At 71.7% G+C, this 24,676-nt stretch carries 18 protein-coding genes; 3 read left to right on the forward strand and 15 right to left on the reverse strand.

The window, feature by feature from the left end; translation table 11 throughout:
* From ACZ4YY_RS00830 to ACZ4YY_RS00840, 3 genes are all read right to left on the reverse strand, one after another.
* Positions 1–1,329, reverse strand: a complete 1,329-nt coding sequence (locus ACZ4YY_RS00830; protein ID WP_468282010.1) for an ABC transporter substrate-binding protein — start codon at positions 1,327–1,329, stop codon at positions 1–3.
* Positions 1,330–1,375: 46 nt separating this feature from the next.
* Complete coding sequence (locus ACZ4YY_RS00835; protein ID WP_468282012.1) at positions 1,376–2,998, reverse strand: glycoside hydrolase family 13 protein; 1,623 nt, start codon at positions 2,996–2,998, stop codon at positions 1,376–1,378.
* A gap of 169 nt (positions 2,999–3,167) precedes the next feature.
* Complete coding sequence (locus tag ACZ4YY_RS00840; RefSeq protein WP_468282014.1) at positions 3,168–4,436, reverse strand: ABC transporter substrate-binding protein; 1,269 nt, start codon at positions 4,434–4,436, stop codon at positions 3,168–3,170.
* Between the two features lie 122 nt (positions 4,437–4,558).
* Here ACZ4YY_RS00840 and ACZ4YY_RS00845 point away from each other — a divergent pair, with 122 nt between their 5' ends.
* From ACZ4YY_RS00845 to ACZ4YY_RS00855, 3 genes are read left to right on the forward strand one after another with little or no spacing between them, the layout of a single operon-like run.
* Positions 4,559–5,074: a PadR family transcriptional regulator gene (locus ACZ4YY_RS00845; protein WP_468282016.1), complete on the forward strand. Its 516-nt coding sequence runs from the start codon at positions 4,559–4,561 to the stop codon at positions 5,072–5,074.
* Entirely contained in the window at positions 5,071–5,832 is a 762-nt protein-coding gene (locus ACZ4YY_RS00850; RefSeq protein ID WP_468282018.1) for an ABC transporter ATP-binding protein, read from the forward strand. The genes ACZ4YY_RS00845 and ACZ4YY_RS00850 overlap by 4 nt, the downstream gene beginning before the upstream one ends.
* Before the next feature lie 52 nt (positions 5,833–5,884).
* Positions 5,885–8,167: an ABC transporter permease gene (locus tag ACZ4YY_RS00855; protein WP_468282020.1), complete on the forward strand. Its 2,283-nt coding sequence runs from the start codon at positions 5,885–5,887 to the stop codon at positions 8,165–8,167.
* Positions 8,168–8,236: 69 nt separating this feature from the next.
* Here ACZ4YY_RS00855 and pgi read toward each other — a convergent pair whose 3' ends face one another.
* The 12 genes from pgi to uvrC all read right to left on the reverse strand — a co-directional run bounded on the left by pgi (position 8,237) and on the right by uvrC (position 24,652).
* Positions 8,237–9,889 (reverse strand): glucose-6-phosphate isomerase, encoded by a 1,653-nt coding sequence (gene pgi, locus ACZ4YY_RS00860; protein ID WP_468282022.1) that lies wholly within the window; start codon positions 9,887–9,889, stop codon positions 8,237–8,239.
* Positions 9,890–9,961: 72 nt separating this feature from the next.
* The gene (locus ACZ4YY_RS00865) at positions 9,962–11,233 is read right to left on the reverse strand and encodes an MFS transporter (protein ID WP_468282024.1); all 1,272 of its coding nucleotides are present in this window, start codon (positions 11,231–11,233) and stop codon (positions 9,962–9,964) included.
* A 160-nt stretch (positions 11,234–11,393) separates the two neighbouring features.
* Positions 11,394–11,729, reverse strand: coding sequence for an RNA polymerase-binding protein RbpA (locus ACZ4YY_RS00870; RefSeq protein ID WP_003957010.1), 336 nt, complete (start codon positions 11,727–11,729; stop codon positions 11,394–11,396).
* 208 nt (positions 11,730–11,937) lie between these two features.
* Positions 11,938–12,168: a preprotein translocase subunit SecG gene (secG, locus tag ACZ4YY_RS00875; protein ID WP_467524820.1), complete on the reverse strand. Its 231-nt coding sequence runs from the start codon at positions 12,166–12,168 to the stop codon at positions 11,938–11,940.
* Positions 12,169–12,281: 113 nt separating this feature from the next.
* Positions 12,282–13,058 (reverse strand): triose-phosphate isomerase, encoded by a 777-nt coding sequence (tpiA, locus tag ACZ4YY_RS00880; RefSeq protein WP_468282026.1) that lies wholly within the window; start codon positions 13,056–13,058, stop codon positions 12,282–12,284.
* Positions 13,059–13,064: 6 nt separating this feature from the next.
* Positions 13,065–14,276 (reverse strand): phosphoglycerate kinase, encoded by a 1,212-nt coding sequence (locus ACZ4YY_RS00885; RefSeq protein ID WP_468282028.1) that lies wholly within the window; start codon positions 14,274–14,276, stop codon positions 13,065–13,067.
* A gap of 136 nt (positions 14,277–14,412) precedes the next feature.
* A complete protein-coding gene (gap, locus tag ACZ4YY_RS00890; protein WP_468282030.1) occupies positions 14,413–15,420 on the reverse strand; it encodes a type I glyceraldehyde-3-phosphate dehydrogenase in 1,008 nt (335 codons plus the stop codon).
* A 229-nt stretch (positions 15,421–15,649) separates the two neighbouring features.
* On the reverse strand, positions 15,650–18,610 hold the full coding sequence (locus ACZ4YY_RS00895) for a M14 family metallopeptidase (protein WP_468282032.1): 2,961 nt from the start codon (positions 18,608–18,610) through the stop codon (positions 15,650–15,652).
* Between the two features lie 822 nt (positions 18,611–19,432).
* Positions 19,433–20,422: a DNA-binding protein WhiA gene (gene whiA / locus ACZ4YY_RS00900; protein WP_468282034.1), complete on the reverse strand. Its 990-nt coding sequence runs from the start codon at positions 20,420–20,422 to the stop codon at positions 19,433–19,435.
* On the reverse strand, positions 20,413–21,480 hold the full coding sequence (locus ACZ4YY_RS00905) for a gluconeogenesis factor YvcK family protein (RefSeq protein ID WP_468282036.1): 1,068 nt from the start codon (positions 21,478–21,480) through the stop codon (positions 20,413–20,415). Before ACZ4YY_RS00905 ends, whiA begins: the two co-directional genes overlap by 10 nt.
* Complete coding sequence (gene rapZ / locus ACZ4YY_RS00910) at positions 21,477–22,556, reverse strand: RNase adapter RapZ (RefSeq protein ID WP_468282038.1); 1,080 nt, start codon at positions 22,554–22,556, stop codon at positions 21,477–21,479. Before rapZ ends, ACZ4YY_RS00905 begins: the two co-directional genes overlap by 4 nt.
* Positions 22,553–24,652 (reverse strand): excinuclease ABC subunit UvrC, encoded by a 2,100-nt coding sequence (gene uvrC, locus ACZ4YY_RS00915; protein WP_468282040.1) that lies wholly within the window; start codon positions 24,650–24,652, stop codon positions 22,553–22,555. Before uvrC ends, rapZ begins: the two co-directional genes overlap by 4 nt.
* Between the last annotated feature and the right edge of the window lie 24 nt (positions 24,653–24,676).

Here is a 24,676-nt window from a genome sequence, read left to right on the forward strand (position 1 = left end):
TCAGTTCCGGTACGCCTTGGCCGCCGCGTCCTCCAGCCGGGCCGCGGTCCCCTTGGGGTCGGACGGGTCGCGCAGGAAGTCCTGGAGGAGCTTCCACTCTCCCGCGCCCTTGGTGCCGCCGAAGGCCGCCGGTGCCTGGTCGGACATGTCGAAGCGGACGGAGTCCCCGGCCGCGACGAGGGACTCGGCGGTCGCGCGGGTGACGTCGTCGCCGTACGCGGTGAGGTCGAGGTTCTTGTTCGGGGACAGGAAGCCGCCCGCCTCGGCCCACACGGCCGCGGCCTCCGGGGTCGCCAGGTACTCCACGAGGGCCTGGGCGGCCTTCTGGTTCTTGCCGTCCTTCAGCACGACGGCCGCGTCACCGCCGCTGACCACCGGCGCCTCGCCCTTGCCGACGGCCGGGAAGGGGAAGAAGTTCGCGTCCTTGCCGACCGTCCTCGCGAACTGGTCCTTGGCGACGCCGGCCACGAAGTCGCCCTCGTAGACCATGCCCGCCTCGGGCTTCGGTCCGAACACCTTCTCCACCGAGCCGGGGAAGTCGGTGTTCAGGGCTCCCTTCCGGCCGCCCGCGATCAGCTGCTTGTCCTTGAACAGGGCGCCGAGCGTGGTGAGCGCCTCGACCACGCTCGCGTCGGTCCACTTCAGCCGGTGGGCGGCGAGGGCGTCGTACTTCTCGGGGCCGGCCTGGGAGAGGTAGACGTTCTCGAACCAGTCGGTGAGGGTCCAGCCGTCCTGTCCGGCGACCGCGAAGGCGGCGAGCCCGGATTCGGAGACGGTCCGCCCGGCCTTCAGCATCTCGTCGTATGTGGTCGGCGGCTTGACGCCGGCCTGGGTGAGGGCGTCGGGGCTGTACCAGACCGTCGACTTGTGGGCGGCCTTGAAGTACATGCCGTAGAGGGTGCCGTCGACACTGCCGTAGTTCTTCCAGACCGGCGCGTAGCCGGCGGTCACGGACTGCTGGGTCCTGGCGGACAGCGGGGTGAGCCAGCCGTTCCGCGCGAACTGCTTGAGCACGCCGACCTGCGGGACCATCACGACGTCGGGGGCGTTGCCGCCCTCGATCTTGCTGCCGACGACGGTGGAGACGTTGTCCCCCGTGGACACGAACCGCGTCGTGGCGCCGGTCTTCTCGCTGAACGCGTCCAGCACCTTCTGGAAGTTCTTCTGCTCGCTGCCGGACCAGACACCGGCCACGGTGACCGTCTGGCCGCCGAGCGCCTTGTCGCCGCCGCCGGCGGAGACCGGGCCGCCACCGCCGCAGGCGGTCGCGCCGAACGCCAGGGCGAGGGCGGTGCAGCTGGTGAGCAGGGGGGTACGTCGTCGCATCATCGTTGATGTCCCTTCGGGGAGCGGGCGTTGACGGAGGTGCAGGGGTTCAGAGGTCGTTGATCCACCAGGCGGCCGTCGAGCCGGGCAGGACGCCGGCCGGGCAGGGACCGCTGGACAGCAGGGGGGTGCCGGGGACCGGCGCGGGTGTGGGCGCGGTGCCGAAGTTGACGGCGCACACGAGGTCGTCGCCGCGGACGAACGCGAGGACGCCGGGCGGGGTCTCCAGCCAGCGCAGCGACCCCTCGCCCAACTGGGGCAGGGCGGACCGCAGTTGGAGGCCGTCGCGGTACAGGTGCCAGAAGGAGCGGGTGTCGGCGAGGGCCCGGTCGGTGGCGTGCTCGGCGAACCACTCCGGTTGCGGCAGCCAGGGTTTGGCGCCCTCGGCGCCGGAGGTGAAGCCGAACGGGGACGCCTGCCCGGACCACGGCAGCGGCACCCGGCAGCCGTCGCGGATGCGGGCCCGGCTGCCCGTGCGACGGAAGATGGGGTCGGTGAGCACGTCGTCGGGCAGGTCGACGACTTCGGGGAGGCCGAGCTCCTCACCCTGGTAGATGTACGCGGCTCCGGGCAGCGCCAGCATCAGCAGGGCGGCGGCGCGGGCGCGGGCGGTCCCCAGGCCGCTGCTCCCGGTCGCGGGTTCACCGTAGCGGGTGACGGTGCGGACCTGGTCGTGGTTGTTGAGGACCCAGGTGACGGTGGAGCCCGTCCCGGCGATGTCCTGCATGGCCTCGGAGATGACCTTGCGGAAGGCGTCGGCGCTCCAGGGGGCGCCGAGCAGGTCGAAGAAGAAGGCCTGGTGCAGCTCGTCCGGGCGGACGTACAGGGCGTGCTCGCGGGCAGTGGGGACCGAGACCTCGCCGACCAGCAGCCGCTCGCGGCCGTCACGGGCGGCGTACTCGTCGCACACCGCGCGCCAGTGGCGCCACACGTCGTGCACCTCGGGCCGGTTCCAGGCGAGCGGGTTGACGGAGTCGCGGGTGCGGGCGTCGGCCTCGGGGTCCGGGGAATCGGGCAGCTCCGGGTGCTTGAAGAGGCCGGCGGCGACGTCGATGCGGAAGCCGTCGATGCCCCGGTCGAGCCAGAAGCGGAGCACCCGGTCGAACTCGGCGCCGACCTCGGGGGTGCGCCAGTTCCAGTCGGGCTGCTCGGGCGCGAACATGTGCAGGTACCACTGGCCGGGCCGCCCGTCCGCCTCGGTCACCCGGCTCCAGGCGGGGCCGCCGAACATGGAGTGCCAGTTGTTGGGCGGTTCGGCGCCGTCGGGGCCGCGGCCGTCGGCGAAGTGGAAGCGGGCGCGGGCCGCGCTGCCGGGAGCGGAGGCGAGCGCCTCGTGGAACCACGGGTGCTCGCTGGAGCAGTGGTTGGGGACGATGTCCAGGAGCACATTGACGCCGAGTCGCCGGGCGGCCGCCGTCAGCAGGTCGAACTCGGCGAGATCGCCGAAGAGCGGGTCGACGTCGCAGTAGTCGGAGACGTCGTAGCCGTGGTCGTGCTGCGGGGACGGGTAGAAGGGGCTCAGCCAGATCCCGTCCACGCCCAGCTTCTTCAGGTACGGCAGTCCGGCCCGTACTCCGGCGAGGTCGCCGATGCCGTCACCGGTGCTGTCCAGGAAGCTGCGGACGTACACCTGGTAGATCACCGCGTCGCGCCACCAGTGGTGCCTGTTCAACCCATTGACCTGTCTCTGCGAGGGAGGCTGTTATGCATGCATGTTAGGTAGGGGTGTCGCGAGGGTGTCAATGAACTGGACGGAAGCTACCGGGGAGTCGGCCCGCGAAATGCGGACTTATCAGGCCAAGAAGGGCCGAGTTGAGATAGCGCCGTTACCTAACAAGTAACTAGCGGTCGGTGATGGTGTCGAGTTCACGCGCCAGTCGGCGCACCGCGGCCTCGGGCGACTCGCGCCCGGTCATCGCGTCGTGCACGACGGCCTGCACCACCAGGCTGACCTGGTCGTAGCGCGGGCTCTTGGGGCGTGGCGCGGCCGCGAGCACGCTCGCGCGCAGCGTCGGCAGGTACGGGAACCGCCGCACCAGCTCGGGGTCCTCGTAGAGCGCCGCGCGCACGGGCGGCAGCGCGCCGCGCGTGAGGACCTGCCGCTGCACGGGCTCGCTGGTGAGGTACGCGATCAGACGCGCGGCGGAGTCGGGGTGCCGCGCGTGTGCGCTGACGGCGAGGTTGGAGCCGCCGAGGACGCTCGTCCCGGGCCCGTCCGGCCCGGGCAGCGGTACGGCGCCGACCCTCCCGGCGACGGACGAGCCCGCGGCGGAGGCGGCGACGTACGCGTACGGCCAGTTGCGCAGGAACAGCAGTCCGCCGTCCTGGAAGGCCTGCTTGGACTCCTCCTCCTTGTACGCCAGCGCCGCCCTGGGGATCCACCCCTGCCGCACGCCGCGTGCGAGGAAGCCGATGCCCTCACGGGCCGCCGCGGAGTTCACGGTCACGCGCGCGCCCTCGTCCCCGAGGATGGTGCCGCCCGCCGAGTAGACGGCCTCGGCGGCGTTGACGGTGAGGCCCTCGTACGGCAGGAACTGGCCGGCGTACCCCTGGAGTCCGTGCCGCGGCGCGATGGTCCGGGCCGCGTGTTCCAGCTCGGCCCAGGTGCGCGGCGGCGGGACGCCCTCCTCGGCGAGGACGTCCTCGCGGTAGAGGAGCAGACCGGCGTTGGTGACGTAGGGGACCGCGTACAGCCGTCCGTCGTAGGTCGCCGTGTCGACGACCGGCGGCAGGAAGGCGTCCAGCGGGAAGCGGTCGCGGGGCAGCGGCCGGATCCAGCCGGCGGCCGCGAACTCCGAGGTCCAGTTGACGTCGATGTTGAGGACGTCGAACCGGCCGCGGCCCCCGCCGCGCAGGTCGGTCGTCATCTGCGCATGGGTCTCGTCGGCGGAGTCCGGAAGCTCGACGAGGGTGACCCGCTCGCCGGGGTGCGTGCGGTTCCAGCCCTCCAGGAGGGATCCGAGATAGCCGGTGAGGTCGCCGGCGGTGGCCAGCGTGAGGGGTCCCCGGGCCGCCGCCCGCTCGTCCGCCCGGGCCCCCGAGGCCACGTAGCCTGTCAGGATCACGACGAGAACGAGGAGGCCCCTACCGGCGGCGTGGATCCACCGCATAGGTTCCTCCTTGCACACCGGCTCCGGGCACCGTCGTCCGGAGTCAGAGGCCATGTATACCTGTTAGGTATGGGCGATACTAGGGCCTGGAGCACATTACGAGGACAGGGAGGACAGCTCGCGTGCGCCTGCCCCTCCTGGCACTCCTCGCCCGTGGTCCGGCCCACGGCTACGAGCTCAAGCACGACCTTGAGCAACTGCTGGGCTCCGCGTACCCTCAGCCGAACGTCGGCCAGATCTACGTCACCCTCGGCCGTCTCGAGAAGCAGGGACTGATCGAGGGTGAGGACGTCGAGCAGTCGAGCCGGCCCAACAAGAAGGTCTACCACCTCACCGACACCGGGCGGGAGGAACTGCGGGCCTGGTTCGCGGAGCCCGAGGACGAGCCGCGGGTACGGGACGAGTTCTTCATGAAACTGGCCCTCGCCCCGCAGACCGGTCTCGCGGACCAGATCGCCCTCATCAACAAGCAGCGGCGCCAGTACCTCACGACCATGCGCACCCTGTCGAAACTGGCCGCCGCGGAGAACCGCGACAACCGCATCGCCCACCTGCTGATCGAGGGCGCGATGCTGCACCTGCAGGCCGACCTCGACTGGCTGGAACGGTGCCAGGAAGAGCTGGAGGAGCTGGAGTGAGCGACGGTCCCGCTCCCGTGCTGCGCGCCGAGGGCCTGGTCAAGACCCATCACGGGGAGGGCGCGCCGGCGCACGCCGTGCGCGGGGTCGACCTGTGCGTACGGCGCGGCGAGTTCGTGGCGATCACCGGTCCGTCCGGCGCCGGGAAGTCGACGCTGCTGCATCTGCTCGGCGGGCTCCAGCGGCCCGACGAAGGAAGCATCTGGCTGGACGGCGAGCGCACGGACGGCTACAGCGAGGCGCGCTGGGCGGTGGAGCGCCGCAGGCGCATCGGCATCGTCTTCCAGTTCTTCAACCTGGTGTCGAACCTGTCGGTCGCCGACAACGTGGAGCTGCCCGCGCTGCTCGCCGGGGTCTCCCCCCGCCGGGCGCGCGCCGAGCGGGAGGACCTGCTGGCCGAGCTGGGACTGGCGGGCAAGGAGCGCAGCATGCCGGGCGAGCTGTCCGGCGGTGAGCAGCAGCGGGTCGCGCTGGCCCGGGCCCTGGTCAACCATCCGCCGGTGCTGCTGGCCGACGAACCCGCGGGCAGCCTGGACAGCAGGGGCACCCGCGAGGTGATGCGGCTGCTGACCCGCTTCCACGGACGCGGCCAGACGATCGTGCTGGTCACCCATGACGCCCGGCTCGCCAGCGCCGCGGACCGGGTGATCTCCTTCTTCGACGGACGGATCGCCGACGACGCGGACCTGGACGGCGCCCCGTCGCGCGGGACCGGGGTGGCCGGCGTGCTGGAGCTCGGGGACCGTCATGCGGGTTGACCGGCCGCTCCCCCACGGCCGGCTCGCCGCGCGTGAGCGGAGAGGCTGAGCCGTGCGAGCCACCCTGCGCTGGGCGCACTCCGATCTGCGCACGCACCGCGGCGAGGCGCTGTTCCTCGTGCTCGCCACCGCGGGCATCGTCGTCTCGCTGCTGCTGGCCACGGCGCTGTTCGGCTACGCCACCAACCCCTGGCAGCGGATCTTCACCCAGACGCGCGGCGCCCACGTGTGGATCCACACCGGCCCGTCCGCCGACGCGGGCAGACTCACGACCCTGGACGGCGTCGAGTCCGTCGCCGGCCCCTATCCCGTCGCCTCCACCACCCTCACCTCCCGCGGCACCCGCGCCGCCGTCGAACTGCGCGGCACGCCCGAACGACCCACCACGGGCCGCCCGCTGATCACCTCCGGCCGCTGGCTGGACCCCGCGGCCCCCGACGGTGTGGTGCTGGAGGGCCGCCTCGCCCGCGCCCTGCTGACCGGCCCCGGCGACACCCTCACCCTGCCCGGCACCGCACGGCGACTGACCGTCCTCGGGGTCGCCGACAGCGCCGAACCACGCTTCCGCCCGGGTGAACACCCCGGGCTGGTCTGGGCCCTCCCCTCCGCCGTGCCGGACCCGGGCGGCCAGGTGACCGGACTGCGTCTGACCGACCCCGGCGACACGGACTACGCCGTCCAGCGCGCCGTCACCGTGCTGGGCGCGGGCGCGGTCAGCGAGGTGTCCACCTGGCAGCAGGCGCGCGCCGAGGCACAGGGGGACAACCGGCTGCTCGGGAAGGTGCTCGGCCTGTTCGGCCTGGGAGCGCTGGTGGCCGCCGGACTCGCCGTGCACGGGGCGATCGGCACCCGGATCCGGGGCCATCTGCGGGACATCTCGGTGCTGAAGGCGATCGGTTTCACCCCCGGCCAGGTCGTCCGGGTCTTCCTGCTCCAGCACATCGCCTACGCGCTGCTCGGCGCGCTGGCCGCGGCGGCGCTGACCCCGGCGCTGGGCAGCCGGATCCCGGGGCGGCTCGGGGACGCGGTCGGGGTGTGGCAGGGACTGCCGGGGCATGCCGTGGCGCTGCTCGTGGTGCCGGTGGGGGCGGTGCTGTTCATCGGTGCGACCACCGGGCTGGCCGCCTGGCGTGCGGGGCGAGTGCCTCCCGTGCCCGTGCCGCGGCCCGCCGCCCCGGCCGGCGGACGGCTCTCGGGCCCGGCGCGCCGGGCCCTCGGGCTGCGGCTGCCGCCCGCCGTGGTCCTGGGCTGCCACAAGGCGTTCGCCCGTCGGCTGCGGTCCCTGGCGACGGTGGCCCGGCTCGCGCTGCCGCTGCTGCTGATCGTGGTGGCGATGAGCGCCTGGACGACCATCGACCGCTTCCACAGCAGTCCCGAGCAGACCGGCCTGCCGACCTCGCTCACGGTCCGCGCGGACCCCGGTCGGTCCGACCGGGAGACCCGCGCCCTGCTGGAGAACGACCCGCAGGTCACCACCGCCTACCCGGGCGTGGAGGTGGCCGCGCTGGTCCCGGGCCAGACCGCCACGATCGCCCTGCGCGGTCTCGGCACCCGCCAGGACCCCTACCCGTACACCCTTGCCGAGGGCCGTGCCGCGGACGGCCGTGACGAGGCGGTGGCCGGACAGGGCCTGCTCGACCTGCTGGACGTCCGGGTCGGCGACTGGGTGCGCATGACCGTCGGCGACCAGCCGCAGATCCTGCACATCGTGGGCCGCAGCATCGAGCCCGAGAACGCCGGCCGGGTCATCTCCACCTCCCTGGACACCCTCCGCGAGAACGACCCGGGGCTCGGTCCCACGCTGTACCACCTGCGGCTGGGCCCCGGCGCCGACCCGCACACGGTCGCCGGCCGGCTGACCGCTGCCGGGCAGGGCCGTCTCGACGTGCACGCCGTGACGAACCCGGCCGACGGGCTCTCCCCGCTGCGCGGGGTCGTCGTGGGGCTGATCGCCGTCCTGGCCCTCATCGGGCTCATCGAGCTGCTGACGGCGATCGGCGGCACCGTGCGCGAGGGGGAACGGGACGTGCTGGCGCTCAGGGCCGTCGGCCTGTCTCCGCGGCAGATCACCGCGATCACCGTCACGGCCACCGGCTGCACCGCGCTGGCGGCGGTCGTCGTCGGCACGGCCCTCGGCACGCCCCTCGCGCACTGGCTGATCGACGCCCAGGGCAGGTCGAGCGGCATCGGCGCCGGTGTCGCGCGGGGCCCGTCCGCCACGCACCTGCTGCTGTTCGGCGCCGCCGCGGTCCTGGGCGCGACGGCCCTCGCCGCGGTACCGGCGGCCCGCGCCGCCCGCCGCCGTCTCGCCGACACGCTGAGCGCGGTGGCCTGACGGTCGCCCTCACACGTCGCGGACCCGGGCGGGACGGGGCCGGCCGTGCGCCCCGTCCCGCCGAGGCGGTCACCGCCGGCCGCGCAGCTCCCGGTAGCGGGCGACCAGCGCCCGGGTGGAGGCGTCCAGGCCGGGCACCTCCGCGCCTTCGGTCAGGGCGGGCTCGACGCGCTTGGCGAGGACCTTGCCCAGTTCGACGCCCCACTGGTCGAAGGAGTCGATGTTCCACACCGCGCCCTGGACGAACACCTTGTGCTCGTACAGCGCGACGAGCTGGCCGAGGACCGAGGGGGTCAGCTCGCGGGCGAGGATCGTGGTCGTGGGGTGGTTCCCCTTGAACGTCTTGTGCGCCACCAGCTCCTCCGGGACACCCTCGGCGCGCACCTCGTCCGGCGTCTTGCCGAAGGCCAGCGCCTGGGTCTGGGCGAAGAAGTTGGCCATCAACAGGTCGTGCTGTGCGGCGAGTTCGTCACCGAGCTCGGCGACCGGCTCGACGAATCCGATGAAGTCCGCCGGGATCAGCCTGGTGCCCTGGTGGATCAGCTGGTAGTAGGCGTGCTGCCCGTTGGTGCCCGGCGTGCCCCAGACGATCGGCCCGGTCTGCCAGTCGACCTCCCTGCCGTCCCGGCCGACGTACTTGCCGTTGGACTCCATGTCGAGCTGCTGGAGGTAGGCGGCGAACTTGGACAGGTAGTGGCTGTAGGGCAGCACCGCGTGCGACTGGGCGTCGTGGAAGTTGCCGTACCAGATGCCCAGCAGGCCGAGCAGCAGCGGGGCGTTGGCCTCGGCGGGGGCGGTGCGGAAGTGCTCGTCGACCAGGCGGAAGCCGTCGAGCATCTCGCGGAAGCGGTCCGGGCCGATGGCGATCATCAGGGAGAGGCCGATCGCCGAGTCGTAGGAGTAACGGCCGCCGACCCAGTCCCAGAACTCGAACATGTTGGCCGTGTCGATGCCGAAGCCGGCGACCTTCTCGGCGTTGGTCGACAGGGCCACGAAGTGCCGGGCGACGGCGGACTCGTCACCGAGGGCGGCCAGCAGCCAACTGCGGGCCGAGGTGGCGTTGGTGATGGTCTCGATGGTCGTGAACGTCTTGGACGCGATGATGAACAGCGTCTCGGCCGGGTCCAGGTCCCGGGTCGCCTCGTGCAGGTCGGCGCCGTCCACGTTGGACACGAAGCGGACGGTCAGCTCGCGGTCGGTGAAACTGCGCAGCACCTCGTAGGCCATCGCCGGGCCGAGGTCGGAGCCGCCGATGCCGATGTTCACCACGTTCTTGATCCGCTTGCCGGTGTGACCGGTCCAGGCGCCGGAGCGGACCCGGTCGGCGAAGTCGGCCATCTTGTCGAGGACGGCGTGCACCGCCGGGACCACGTTCTCCCCGTCGACCTCGATCACCGCGTCGCGCGGGGCGCGCAGGGCGGTGTGCAGCACCGCCCGGTTCTCGGTGGTGTTGATCTTCTCACCGCGGAACATGGCGTCCCGCAGGCCGAAGACGTCGGCGGCGGCGGCCAGCTCGCGCAGCAGCCGCAGCGTCTCGTCGGTGACGAGGTGCTTGGAGTAGTCGATGTGCAGGTCGCCGACCCGCACCGTGTACCCGTCGGCGCGCCCGGGGCCTGCGGCGAACAGCTCCCGCAGCCCCACCTCGCCCATCTCCTCGCGATGCTTGGCCAGAGCGGTCCACTCGGGCGTCCGGTTGAGCCTCGTACGGGCGTCTGCGTTCATGTCGGACCCGACCCTCTTTCCTCACCTGTCCGTGCTGCGCACCTTGTCCGCTGCCGGTCCCAACCTAGTTGATCAGCGCGTGCCGTGAGCCGACGCGGGATCCTCCCGCGGTGCGACAACGGATACGTCCGCCCGGCCCGCCGGTATCAACGCCACCACGGCCGCGGCGAAGAGCAGGGCCGCGAGCAGCGCGGGCGCGTTCGGCCCGAAGGCTCGCGCCGCGGCGCCGCCGAGCAGGGCGCCGAGCGGGGCGCCCGAGGTGGAGGCCGTGCGGAAGGCGGCGGAGATGCGGCCCACCATGGCCGCGGAGCTGCGTTGCTGCATCAGCGTGACCTGGTTGACGTTCCACACCATGTTCATGATGCCGAACAGCAGCATGCCCGCGAGCAGCGCGCCGAGGTGGCGGACGGCGCCCATGAGCAGCAGCGACGCCGTCTGGAGGGCCCCGCCGAGTATCAGGGCGCGGGCCCGCCCGGTGCGGCGGGCGATCCGCTGGGCGACGAACCCGCCGGCCAGGCTGCCGACGGCGTACGCCGTCATGGCGGCGGCGAACCCGGAGTCGCCCGCGTGCAGCCAGCGCGTCACGTGCAGCACGAGGGTGGCGATGAGGGCGCCCATGCCGATGTTGCACAGCAGGGTTCCCAGGCAGACCGGCCGCAGCACGCGGTCGCGCCACAGGGCGCGCAGCCCCTCGGCGATCTCCGCCCGCAGGGTGCTGCCCGCGGGCCGCGGCACCCGCGCGGGCGGGCGGATCCGCAGGGACGCCACCAGGGCGGCGGCCAGCAGATAGGTGGCCGCGTCGGCCGCGAACGGCAGGAAGGCGCCGAAGCCGATCAGCAGCGGCACGACCGGGCCGGCGAGCAGTCCCCCGGCGAGCTGCTGGCCGGTCATCAGCCGGGCGTTGGCGCCGCCGAGAGCCGCAGGGTCGACGAGGGAGGGCAGCAGGGCGGTGGCGGCGTTGTCGAAGAGGGTCTGCAGGGTGGTCAGGGCGAACGCGAGGGCGAGCAGCAGCGGGATCGAGGCGTGGCCGAGGGCCACGGCGAGGGCGAACGCACCCACGAGCAGTCCGCGAACGGTGTCCACCGCCCACATCGCGCGCCGCTGGTCGACCCGGTCCGCGACGGCCCCGCCGAGCAGACCGAACAGCAGCCAGGGGAGGTAGGCGCAGGCGGTCACGGAGGCGATGACCACCGGGTCGTGGGTGAGCTGCACGGCGAGCAGGGGCATCGCGGTCGTCCGCAACGCGTCCCCGAAGCGCGAGATGACGGCGGCACTCCACAGGCGCCCGAAACCGCCGCGCCACGCGGGCGCGCTCGCACCGCCCACTGCTTCGACCGCCGTCACAACTCCCCCTCGGTTCGCCGGTCCAGCGCCGCGCCGAACGCGACGAGTGACCCTGCCAGAACCGTAGGGGACGCCACTGACAATCGGTCCGGCGGCAGCCGGCCGGTGGGCGTGACAGAACCGGCCAGGCGCCCGAGGGCACCTGGCCGGTCCTCAACTCCTAGATCTCGCCCCGCAGTTTGGCGAGCGCCTCGGCGAGGATCGCCTCGCCGTCCGCGTCGCTGCGCCGCTCCCGCACGTAGGCGAGGTGCGTCTTGTAGGGCTCGGTGCGCGGCGGGTCCGGCGGGTTGTCCCGGTCCTGTCCGGCAGGGAAGCCGCAGCGCGGGCAGTCCCAGGTGTCGGGTACCTGCGCGTCGCTGGCGAAGCTGGGCTGCGTCTCATGCCCGTTGGAGCACCAGAAGGAGATGCGCAGACGCGGCGCGGACTCGCCGCGCTCGGCCTCGCCCATCGGCCCCGCCCCGACCCGGCTTCCTCGGATCGCGTTGCCACTTGCCACGGTCGTAACTCCCTGCGTGATGGTGCCGCAAAGCGAGTCGGCGTTTCGCTTCGCTGCGAGCGCCTCAGTCTACGTAAGGCCCAACGCGCGTCCAGTGGTACGAGTTACAGCCTCCGTACACAGACGCACGCCCCATGATAGGCCGCGCTCAGCTGCGCGTACCGAACATGGGGCGTTACGTACGGGATTGTCTGTGCTTGGAGATCGTTCAGCTGTTCGTCTTCATCAGGATGCCGAGGACGACGATGCACGCGAACCACAGCAGGCCGATCACCAGGGTGATGCGGTCGAGGTTGCGCTCGGCGACCGAGGAGCCGCCGACGGAGGACTGCATGCCGCCACCGAACATGTCGGAGAGGCCGCCGCCCTTCCCCTTGTGCATCAGCACCAGCAGCATCAGCAGCAGGCTGAAGACGATCAGGGCGATCGAGAACCCCATAACCACGGCTGGACCAACTTCCTCGGATTCTGGTGGACGACGGGGCCCAGCAGAAGCTGCTGGACCCCGCAAGAGTACGACGGATCGCGTCTACCGCATACTCGCAGCTCGGATCACTGGTCGCGGAAGCGCACGATCTTGACGAACTCGTCGGCGTCCAGCGAGGCACCGCCCACGAGCGCGCCGTCGATGTCGGCCTGGGCCATGATCTCGGCGACGTTGCCCGCCTTGACGGAGCCGCCGTACTGGATGCGGACCTTGTCGGCCAGCTCCTGGCTGTACAGCTCGGCGATGCGGCCCCGGATGGCGGCGCAGACCTCCTGGGCGTCCTCGGCGCCGCACACCTTGCCGGTGCCGATGGCCCACACGGGCTCGTAGGCGATCACGATCGTCTCGGCCTGCTCGGCCGGGAGGTCCTTCAGACCGCCGTCGACCTGGGCGAGGGTGTGGCCGACGTGGTTGCCCGCCTCGCGGACCTCCAGCTCCTCGCCGACGCACAGGATCGGGGTCAGGCCGTGCTTGTAGGCGGCCTTGACCTTGGCGTTGACCAGTTCGTCGGTCTCGGCGTGGTACTGGCGGCGCTCGGAGTGGCCGATCGCCACGTACGTGCACTTCAGCTTGGCCAGCATCGGCCCGGAGATCTCGCCGGTGTAGGCACCGCCGTCGTGCGCCGAGATGTCCTGGGCGCCGTACTTGATCCTGAGCTTGTCGCCGTCGACCAGGGTCTGTACGGAGCGCAGGTCGGTGAAGGGCGGCAGGACGGCGACCTCGACGGCCTCGTAGTCCTTGTCCGCGAGGGCGAAGGCGAGCTTCTGGACGTGGGCGATGGCCTCGAGGTGGTTGAGGTTCATCTTCCAGTTGCCCGCCATCAGCGGCGTGCGCGTGCTCATAAGGGGTCAGTCCTCCAGTGCGGCGAGGCCGGGGAGCGTCTTGCCCTCGAGGTACTCGAGGGAGGCGCCACCGCCGGTCGAGATGTGGCCGAATGCGTCCTCGTCGAAGCCCAGGAGGCGGACGGCGGCGGCGGAGTCGCCACCGCCGACGACCGTGAAGGCCGGGGAGTCGAGGAGGGACTGGGCGACCGCCTTGGTGCCCTCGGCGTAGTCGGGGTGCTCGAAGACGCCCATGGGGCCGTTCCAGAAGACGGTGGCGGCGTCGGCGAGCTTCGAGGCGTACAGCTTGCGGGTCTGCGGACCGATGTCCAGACCCTCCTGGTCGGCGGGGATGGCGTCCGCGGCGACGGTGGTGGGGTGGGTCGGGGCCTTCGTCTTCAGGTCCGGGAACTCCGTCGAGACGAGCACGTCGACGGGGAGGACCAGCTCGACGCCGGTCTTCTCGGCGCGCTCGATGTACTCGGTGACGGTCGGGATCTGGTCCTCCTGGAGGAGGGAGATGCCGACCTCGTACCCCTTGGCCTTGAGGAAGGTGTAGGCCATGCCGCCGCCGATGAGCAGGCGGTCGGCCTTGCCGAGCAGCTCGTCGATGACGGCGAGCTTGTCGGAGACCTTGGCGCCGCCGAGCGCGACGACGTACGGGCGGGTGACGTCATCGGTCAGCTTCCTCAGGACGCCGACCTCGGTGGCGATGAGGTGGCCGGCGTAGTGCGGCAGGCGGGCCGGGAGGTCGAAGACCGAGGCGTGCTTGCGGTGCACCGCCCCGAAGCCGTCGCCGACGTAGACGTCCGCGAGTTCGGCGAGCCGGTCGGCGAAGGCGCCGCGCTCGGCGTCGTCCTTGCTCGTCTCGCCCGCGTTGAAGCGGAGGTTCTCGATGACGGCGACCTGGCCGTCGGTGAGGGCGGCGACCGTCGACCGCGCGGAGTCGCCGACCGTGTCCGTCGCGAAGGCGACGGCGGTGCCGAGCAGTTCGCCGAGGCGCGCGGCGGCCGGGGCGAGGGAGAACGCCGGCTCGGGGGCGCCCTTGGGGCGGCCCAGGTGCGAGGCGACGACCACCTTGGCGCCCGCGTCCGCGAGGGCCTTCACGGTCGGCAGTACGGCGCGGATGCGGCCGTCGTCGGTGATGGTGTCGCCGTCCAGCGGCACGTTGAGGTCGGCGCGGACGAAGACGCGCCGGCCGGCCACGCCTTCGGAGAGGAGTTCGTCGATCGTCTTCATGAAAAAGGGCTCCCGGGAGGGCTGGTGGTACTCCGTGATCGTAGAGAGGGCCGATCCGTACGTGAGTCAGGGCCCGGGCAGCGCGTCCGTGCGCTGCCCGGGCCCTGCTCTCACATCGAGGTGCCTGCTCCGAGGGTCAGAGCTGGCCGCCGACGAAGACCGTCAGGTCGACGAGGCGGTTGGAGTAGCCCCACTCGTTGTCGTACCAGCCGATGACCTTCACGCTCTTGCCCTCCTGGACCATGGTCAGGGAGGAGTCGAAGGTGCAGGACGCCGGGGCGTTGACGATGTCGGAGGAGACGATCGGGTCCTCGGTGTACTCCAGGATGCCCTTCAGCTCGCCCTCGGCCGCCTTCTGGAAGGCGGCGTTGACCTCTTCCTTGGTGACCTCGCGGCCGAGTTCCAGCACCAGGTCGGTGACCGAGCCGGTGGGGACCGGGACGCGCATCGCGATGCCGTCGAGCTTGCCCTTGAGCTGCGGCAGCACCAGGGCGGTGGCCTTCGCGGCACCGGTCGTCGTCGGGATGATGTTCTCGGCGGCGGCGCGGGCGCGGCGCAGGTCCTTGTGCGGGAAGTCCAGGATGCGCTGGTCGTTGGTGTACGCGTGGACGGTCGTCATCAGACCCTTGACGATGCCGAAGTTCTCGTCGAGGACCTTGGCCATCGGCGCCACACAGTTGGTGGTGCAGGAGGCGTTGGAGATGACGTGGTGGTTGGCGGCGTCGTACGTGTCCTGGTTGACGCCCATCACGATGGTGACGTCCTCGTCCGTGGCCGGCGCCGAGATGATGACCTTCTTGGCGCCGCCGGCGAGGTGCTTCTCGGCGTCGGCCTTCTTGGTGAAGATGCCGGTGGACTCGATGACGATGTCGACGCCCAGCTCGCCCCACGGGATGTCGGCGGGGTTGCGCTCGGAGAGGACCTTGATGGTCCTGCCGTCGACGGTGATGGTGTCGGCGGTGTGCGACACCTCCTGCTTCAGACGGCCCAGGATGGTGTCGTACTTGAGCAGGTGGGCAGTGGTCGCGGTGTCACCCAGGTCGTTGACAGCCACGATCTCGATGTCAGCACCCTGCTCCAGCAGCGCGCGGAAGTAGTTACGACCGATGCGGCCAAAGCCGTTGATGCCTACGCGGATCGTCACGAACCGATCTCCTCGTTGGTACGCCGGCCATGCGGTGCCGGCGAGCTCTATTTGGGATGTCCCCGACCACCCCCGACCCTACCTCCCCGAGGGCCCCGAGGTGACATCCAGACGTTCCATACACGGCAGGGCGGTCCGTACCCGTCGGTAGGGGTACGGACCGCCCTGGCCGGAGGGCCCGATCACGCGACGCGGTCACGGTGCGTGGAGCACTGGTGACCTCGGCGTGTCACTTCTCGAGTGAGGCGAGTGCCTTTCCGATGAGCGCCGCGCGGTCGGCGGCGCCGGTGAGGTGCTCCAGACCGAAGCCCAGCAGCACGGTGTCGTCCGTCGTGATCGCTCCGTAGGTCTGGAAGAGCGCTCCGGTGCGCGCCCAGTCCTTGACGACGGAGGGGCTGCCGGCCGGCGGGCCGGGCACGCCCCAGGCGCCGAGCGACGTCTCGAAGCCCTCGGTCTCGACGGCGTCGCCGCCGATGACGACGGAGGCGTTGTCGGCGAGGACGCCGCGGCCGCCGGTGCCGGGATCGCTGATGTAGCTGAGGGACAGCTCCACCTTCTTGCCCGCGTAGGCGGACAGGTCGAAGGAGACGTCCTGCCAGCCGGCCGAGGCCCCGGTGAAGCTGTTCCAGGAGCCGCTGGTCCCGGTGGGCGCGCAGGCTCCGCCCGAGAGGGTCAGGTACCGCTCGAGCGCCGGGTGCGCCTGGAGGAGGTAGCCGGCCTCGCACTCGGCGGGTACGGCGGTGCCGGTGGCGCCGCCGGCCTCCGGCAGCGTGGTCCAGTCGTCGGCCCCCGCGGTGTGCGCCTCCAGGACGGCGTGGTCGTAGCCCTCCTCGGTGCTCCACAGCAGGCGGGTGCGCAGCGTCGGCTTCTCGGACGCGCTCACCGAGGTGAGGTCGACGGTGCGGGTGAGCCGGTTCCAGGCGTAGTCGGTGTGCGTGACGGCGGCCATGGACGTGCCCTCGTACGGCCCGAACGGGTTGACGGTGCCGGGGTAGCGGCCCGCGCCGGCACCGGCGAACTGCGGGAACGTCGCCGGGGGCAGGGTCTCGGAGGTGACGCTGTAGGAGCCCGCCTGGTTCAGCGGGTTGCCGGACGCCGCGCCCAGCGCCCCGCCGGAACCGGCGAGCGCGCCCGTGCCCTCGAAGGAGGTCGCGCCGGGCAGGGAGGTCCGGGTGTAGGCGCCCAGGTAGTACTGGCTGAAGTCGTTGGACGGGGTGCCGTCGCCGAGGTCGACGTTGCCGCCGGCGAGCTCGCCCGCCTCGATCAGCTTGCCGCCCTCGTTGAGGTAGGCGCGCAGGGCGAGCTGGGTCGGGTTGCCGGGCACGCTCGCGCCGGTGTAGTGGACGACCGTGCCGAAGTGGCCGAGCACGCCGAGCGCGTCGGGCACGCCCTGGGTGGCGACGTCCCAGACGGCGGCCCTGCGGCCGTTGGCCTTCAGCGCGTCGACATAGGTCTGCGCCTGCGTGGCGGCGGCTGGGCCCTCCTCCGCGACGACCAGGGTGTCGGCCCGGGGCCGTTCGGCGACGGTGTAGGTGAAGTGCTCGCTGGAGACCTTCTTGCCGCTCCGGGTCTCGGCGGTGAACCACACCTCGACCTTGTCTCCCGGTTCGCCGTGCTCGACCTCGGCCCGGTACTCGTCGAAGTGGAGGTTGTCCTCGCCGCCGTAGGTCTCGCCGCCCTTCCAGGGCCGCAGCGTCTCGTCGTGGGTCCGGCCTCCGTTGACGCGGTACTTCAGCTCCTTGTCGCGCAGCGCCTTGCGGGCGACGACGGAGACCTCCTGGTCGGCGCCGCGGGAGTAGGAGGTGGCAAATTTGGCCGGGGTGAAGTCGGCGGCGGTCAGGCCGACCGCGGACTTCGGCTGGTCGGGACGGGCGGCGCTCTCGGCGACGGAGAGCGCGAACGGGATGTTCTTCTCGAACTCCTGCTGGATCAGCTTCTCGTCGTCCGGGAAGTTGAAGACCGACTGGCAGTCGGCCGCGTTCCACTGGTCGTCCGGGGAGAGGTTGGAGACCGTCTGGCAGGTCGACATCTCGGGGGTGAACATCGCCGTGCCGTTGACATTGGCCGCGTGGCCGTCCGCCTCGCCGTTGGTGGTGTACAGCTCCGAGGAGACCTGCGGGTGGTAGCCGGGGATCGCCGAGTTCTCCGGGGTGCCGGCGAGCGCCTCGTAGACGACGTCGTCCGGGCTTTCCGTGGCGACCTGCCAGCCGACGCCGTAGAGGAGGAGTTCCGCGGCGGAGTGGTAGTTGATGCCGTACTCGAAGCCGATGCGCTTCTCGAAGGCGTCCAGCGCCTTGGTCTCGGGCTCGGAGTTGGGGCCGGCGCCGCGGTAGGTCTGGCTGGTGGGGTGGGGTGACGAGCCCTCGTCGTCGTAGCCCCACTTGTAGGCGAAGTTGCGGTTGAGGTCGACGCCGTCGCCGGTGGAGATCACACCGTCGGCGTTGACGTCCCGCAGGTTCTTGCGCCACAGGCGGTTGTCGGTGTCCTCGAAGGTGTAGTCGTAGCCGTCGGGGTTGGCCGACAGGACGAACCACAGCTCGGTGGTGTCGACGACCTTCCTGACGCGCTTGTCCGTCCTGTAGGTGTCCAGGTAGTGGTGGAGCAGCCGCCGGGTCATCTCCGGGGTGATCCACTCGCGCGCGTGCTGGTTGGACAGGTACAGCACGGAGGGCTTGGAGCCGTCCTTGGACTTCTTCGCGTTCTTGGTGAGCTTGAGGGCGAGGATGTCCTGGCCCTTGATCGTCCTGCCGATGGAGACGACCTTGGTGAGGCCGGGGTTCTGCTGCGCGGTGCGGAGGATCTCCTCCTTCAGTCCGCCCTTGCCGCTGTAGGGACGGAACACGCCGTCGGCGGCGGCCTCGACGCGGTTCTCGGCCTTGGCCGACAGGGTGTGCTCGGTGAGCGGGACGCCCTGCTTCTCCAGCTTCCTCGCCTGGTCGTCGGTGAGGTACACCTCGACGGTGGCGGTGCCCCGTTCGGGCGCCTGCTCACTGAGCTCGTGACCGTCCTGACCGGCCGCCAGCAGCAGGGGTACCTGCTGCTTGGTGACTTCCGCGCGGAAGACCTTGACCTCGTCCGCGTCGGACTTCTCGGGTGAACTTCCCGGCTGGGCCTGGGCGATGGGTGCGAGGCTCGCTCCGCCGAGCAGGAGCGCGCCGACAGCGAGGATCGATCTCGCTCTACGTCTCATGAACCCCCCTAGCGTGGGTCCGCCACAGCAGCGAACAGATGCCAGGCTCATGTCACTTCATGATCGAGTCAAGGGGGCGTCAACCGGGGTCAAGCGGGGGCCGAGCACGGGAAAGGCCCTGGGGTGAAGGGGGTTGGTGATGAAGACGGGGGGTGGGCGCTTCTGGGCGCAGGGTAACGGTCTGCGGGCTGGGCGAGTTCGCGGGCTGGGTGACGGTCTGTGGGCGGGTGTCTGATCTGTGGGCTGGGTGACTGTTCCGGGCGGGTGAGGAACCGTCGGCGCTGATGGAATGCGGGCGGGTGACGAACTGTCGGCGGGGTGACTGGCCTGTGGGCCGACCGGTCTGGGGGCCGACGAACCGTCGGCGGGGTGACGGGGCTGCGGGCGAGGTGGCAGCTCGGAGACGGGCGGGTCTGCTGGGGAGGCCGATGCTCTGCGGGCGGGCCGACGCTCTGAGCACGGGCCGACAGCCTGAGGGCAGGCCCACCTCCTGAGCACGGACAGGCTCTCCGAGCGCGGGCCGACGGTCGACCCGGCGCCGTGTGGTGTCGGGGAGTGACCGTCGGTCCGGCGTGCCGGCTGTCGTTCCGGAGGAGTGCCCGGCTGTCCGTGCGGCTGACGCGGCGGGCCGCGGACGGCGCCGCCAGTCCGGCCCGGGGACCGCTCGTCCGGCGCGGCGCTCGTCCAGCGCGGCGCTCCGATGCCGGGGATCGGCGTGGCGGATCGGCGCGCCGACGCGAGAGACCGGCACGCTGGCGCGGCAACACCGCGCACCGGCGGATCGCCCGCCCGCACAACGCCGGGGCAGCCCCGCAGGGCCCGTCAGCCGACGAGGTTGTCCGCCAGCTCCTCGCTGAGGTTGGCCTCCGTGCCCGGGATGCCGAGGTCGGAGGCGCGCTTGTCGGCCATCGCCAGCAGGCGGCGGATCCGGCCGGCCACCGCGTCCTTGGTCAGCGGCGGGTCGGCGAGCGCCCCCAGCTCCTCCAGGGAGGCCTGCTTGTGCTCCATGCGCAGCCGGCCGGCGGCGGCGAGGTGCTCGGGGACCTCGTCGCCGAGGATCTCCAGGGCGCGCTGGACCCGCGCTCCGGCGGCGACGGCGGCACGGGCGGAGCGCCGCAGGTTCGCGTCGTCGAAGTTGGCGAGGCGGTTCGCCGTGGCGCGCACCTCGCGGCGCATCCGGCGCTCCTCCCAGGCGAGCACCGACTCGTGGGCGCCCAGCCGGGTGAGCAGCGCGCCGATGGCGTCGCCGTCGCGGACCACCACCCGGTCCACGCCCCGCACCTCGCGGGCCTTCGCCGCGATGGACAGCCGGCGGGCCGCGCCGACCAGCGCGAGCGCCGCCTCGGGGCCGGGGCAGGTGACCTCCAGGGAGGAGGACCGGCCGGGCTCGGTGAGCGAGCCGTGCGCCAGGAAGGCCCCGCGCCAGGCCGCCTCCGCGTCACAGGTGGCCCCGGAGACGACCTGAGGGGGCAGACCCCTGATCGGCCGGCCCCGTCCGTCGACCAATCCGGTCTGGCGGGCCAGCTGGTCACCGCCCGCGACCACGCGCACGACGTAGCGCGAGCCGCGGCGCAGACCACCGGGCGCCATCACGATCAGCTCCGAGCTGTGACCGAAGATCTCCAGGACGTCCCGCTTGAGCCGGCGGGCCGCCATCGCGGTGTCCAGCTCCGCCTCGATCACGATGCGCCCGCTCACCAGGTGAAGGCCGCCGGCGAACCGCAGGATGGCGGAGACCTCCGCCTTTCTGCAGCAGGTCCGGGTGACGGGAAGCCGAGAGATCTCGTCCTTCACCGCTGCCGTCATCGCCATGGGCCGATCCTTCCATGCATCCGAAAAATACGGTCGTACGCGGCGGCCAGCAGCTCCGGATCATGCCGAGAAGTCCCGTCCGGCCGGGCCACCGGCGCCAGCTCCACCGCGGCTCCGAACCGCTTGGCGGCGTCGGTCAGCGAGTCGCGGTCGGGCACGGCGGCCTCGTCGGCCAGCACCACGTCCAGGGCGAGTTTAGGGGCGTGTCGTCCCAAAACCTCCAAATGACGCTGCGGGGAGAAGCCCTCGGTTTCTCCCGGCTGCGGGGCGAGGTTGAGGGAGAGCACCCGGCGCGCCTTCGTCTCCGTGAGGGCGTCCAGCAGCTCCGGCACGAGCAGGTGCGGGATCACCGAGGAGAACCAGGAGCCGGGGCCCAGCACCACCCAGTCCGCGTCCAGGACGGCCGCCACGGCCTCCGGGACGGCCGGCGGGTCGTGCGGTACGAGGTGCACGGACTGCACCTCGCCGGGCGTCAGCGCGACGGTCGCCTGGCCGCGCACGGTGTCGACGTCCTCGGGCCGTTCCGGGTCGTGTCCCTTGACCAGCGCCTGGAGCTCCAGCGGCACGGCCGACATGGGCAGCACGCGTCCCTGCGCGCCCAGCAGCTTGCCGACCAGGTCGAGGGCCTGGACGTGGTCGCCGAGCTGCTCCCACAGGGCGACGATGAGCAGGTTGCCGACCGCGTGCCCGTTGATCTCGCCCTGCGACTGGAAGCGGTGCTGGATGACCCGGGCCCAGGTCTGGCCCCAGTCGTCGTCGCCGCACAGCGCGGCCAGCGCCTTGCGCAGGTCGCCGGGCGGCAGCACGCCCAGCTCGTCGCGCAGACGACCGCTGGAGCCGCCGTCGTCGGCGACGGTGACGACGCCGGTGAGGTCGCCGGTGATCCGGCGCAGCGCGGTGAGCGACGCCGACAGGCCCATGCCGCCGCCGAGCGCGACGACCTTGGGCTGGGTGCCGCGGCGGCGCGACCTGCCGCCCCGGGCCTCGGCCGGCCGGCCCGCACGCCCCTCGGGCGCCATCTTGCGCAGCCGGCCCAGCCGCGGTGTACGTCCTGTCATTCCCGTCCCATGTCCCGGTGTACGACCACCGTCTCCACGCCCTCGGCCGCGAGGCGCGCGGCGAGCTTCTCCGACATCGCGACCGAACGGTGCTTGCCGCCCGTACAGCCGACCGCGACGGTCACATAGCGCTTGCCCTCCCGGCGGTAGCCCGCGGCGATCAGCTGGAGCAGCTCGGCGTACCGGTCGAGGAACTCCTTCGCGCCGGGCTGGTTGAGGACGTAGGTCGAGACCTCCTCGTTCAGACCCGTGTAGGGGCGCAGCTCCGGCACCCAGTGCGGGTTGGGCAGGAAGCGCATGTCCACGACCAGGTCGGCGTCGACCGGGAGGCCGTACTTGAAGCCGAAGGACATGACGGTGGCCCGCAGCTCGGGCTCCTCCTCGCCGGCGAACTGGGCGTCCATCTTGGCGCGCAGTTCGTGCACGTTGAGGCTGGAGGTGTCGATCACCAGGTCGGCGTCGCCGCGCAGCTCGCGCAGCAGTTCGCGTTCGGCGGCGATACCGTCGACGATGCGGCCGTCGCCCTGGAGGGGGTGCGGACGCCGCACGGACTCGAAGCGGCGCACCAGGGCGTCGTCGGAGGACTCCAGGAAGACGATGCGCCGGGTGACGTTCCTGGACGCCAGGTCGGCGAGGGACTCGCGGAGGTTGTCGAAGAAGCGCCGTCCGCGGACGTCGACGACGACCGCGATCCGCGCCACGTTGCCCTGCGAGCGGGCGCCGAGCTCCACCATGGTGGGGATCAGCGCGGGTGGCAGGTTGTCGACGACGAACCAGCCGAGGTCCTCCAGACACTTTGCGGCGGTCGAGCGACCCGCCCCGGACATGCCGGAGATGATCACCAGCTCGGGGATGGCCGCCTCGGGGATCCCGGGCGGCGTGACGTCCGTACTCACCTGTGCTCCGTCTTCGTGACGCGGGTCGTGCTCGGTGCTGGGGGGGCCTGTGGGGTGCTGGGTGGGATTCTCGCCGGTCTCCCCGGGCGTCGGCCGGGGCGCCGCCGCGGGCGCCGGGCCGGACTGTGCCGTGGGCGCCTGGTCTCGTTCGGCTGTGTGCTGTGCGTCGTGCTCGGTCATGTCTCCTGCCCCCGTCGTTCTTCCGGGTGTCCCGCGATGACGGGTTCCCCGGGGGAGCCCGCCGTCGCGTCGGGCTCCTCCTCATCCATGATCTCTCCGGTCGCCGTGTTCACGGCGGGCACGGGCGGGGCCGTCCGGGCGAGGGCCACGGCGATCGTCTCGGCCGTCTTGCGACCTATGCCGGGAACCTCGCAGATCTGCTCGATCGTCGCGGACCGCAGCTTCTTCAGCGAGCCGAAGTGCTTGATGAGCGCCTGTTTGCGGGCGTCGCCGAGGCCCGGCACCTCGTCCAGGGGGCTGGCACGCAGCCGCTTGGCGCGCTTGGTGCGCTGGTAGGTGATCGCGAAGCGGTGTGCCTCGTCACGGACGCGCTGGAGCAGGTAGAGGCCTTCGCTGGTGCGGGGCAGGACGACCGGGTCGTCGTCGTCCGGCACCCAGACCTCCTCCAGGCGCTTGGCCAGGCCGCAGACGGCGATGTCGTCGATTCCCAGTTCGTCCAGGGCCCGGCGGGCGGCCGCGACCTGCGGCTGTCCGCCGTCGACGACGACGAGCTGCGGCGGGTAGGCGAACCGCTTGGGGCGGCCGTCGTCCTCGGTGAGGGTGCTCGCGGGGGCCTCGGGGAGGGTGCCGTCACGCGCTCCGGAGAGGTTTCCGTCGGTGGCGCCGGGCGCGCCGTCGGTCCACTCCCCCGTCCTCTCCTTCTCGGCGAGGTAGCGCCGGAAGCGGCGGGTGATCACCTCGTGCATGGAGCGGACGTCGTCCTGGCCCTCGAAGCCCTTGATCTGGAAGCGCCGGTACTCGCTCTTGCGGGCCAGGCCGTCCTCGAAGACGACCATGGACGCGACGACGTCGTCGCCCTGGAGGTGTGAGATGTCGTAGCACTCGATGCGCAGCGGGGCGCTGTCCAGTTCGAGGGCGTCGGCGATCTCCTCCAGTGCGCGCGAGCGCGTGGTCAGGTCGGAGGCGCGCCTGGTCTTGTGCAGGACGAGCGCCTGCTGGGCGTTGCGTTCGACGGTCTTCATCAGGGCCCGTTTGTCGCCGCGCTGCGGGATGCGCAGCGAGACGCCCGAGCCGCGGCGGGCGGTGAGCCAGTCCTGGACCGGCTCCACCGGGTCGGGCAGGGCGGGGACCAGGACCTCCTTGGGCACGGCGTCCCCGGTCTCCTCGCCGTAGAGCTGCTGGAGGGCGTGTTCCACGAGGGCGCCGGTGGTGATCTCCTCCACCTTGTCGGTGACCCAGCCGCGCTGGCCGCGCACGCGTCCGCCGCGGACGTGGAAGATCTGGACGGCCGCCTCCAGCTCGTCCTCGGCGACCGCGATCAGGTCGGCGTCGGTGGCGTCCGCGAGCACGACCGCGTTCTTCTCCATGGCCTTCTTCAGGGCCTCGATGTCGTCGCGCAGGCGGGCGGCCCGCTCGTACTCCATCTCCTCGGCCGCCTCCATCATCTGCTTCTCCAGGCGGCGCAGGTAGGTGCCGGTGCGGCCGGTCATGAAGTCGCAGAACTCGTCGGCCAGGTCGCGGTGGTCCTCGGCGGAGATCCGGTCGACGCAGGGTGCCGAGCACTTGCCGATGTAGCCGAGCAGGCAGGGCCGGCCGGTGCGGGCGGCGTTCTTGAAGACGCCGGCGGAGCAGGTGCGCACGGGGAAGACCCGCAGCAGCAGGTCGACCGTGTCGCGGATCGCCCACGCGTGCGCGTACGGCCCGAAGTAGCGCACACCCTTCTTCTTGTGGCCGCGCATCACCTGCACCCGCGGATAGTCCTCGTTCATCGTCACCGCGAGGTACGGGTAGCTCTTGTCGTCGCGGTACTTGACGTTGAACCGGGGGTCGTACTCCTTGATCCAGGAGTACTCCAGCTGGAGGGCCTCGACCTCCGTGGACACCACCGTCCACTCCACGGACGCGGCCGTGGTGACCATCGTGCGGGTGCGCGGGTGCAGTCCCGCCAGGTCCTGGAAGTAGTTGGCCAGGCGCTGGCGCAGGCTCTTCGCCTTTCCGACGTAGATCACCCGGCGGTGCTCGTCACGGAACCTGTAGACCCCGGGCGAGTCCGGGACCTGACCCGGCTTGGGGCGGTAGCTGGAGGGGTCGGCCATGTGTCACACCCTACTGGCGCGCAG

The sequence above is a fragment of the Streptomyces sp. NPDC030143 genome, assembly GCF_055573695.1.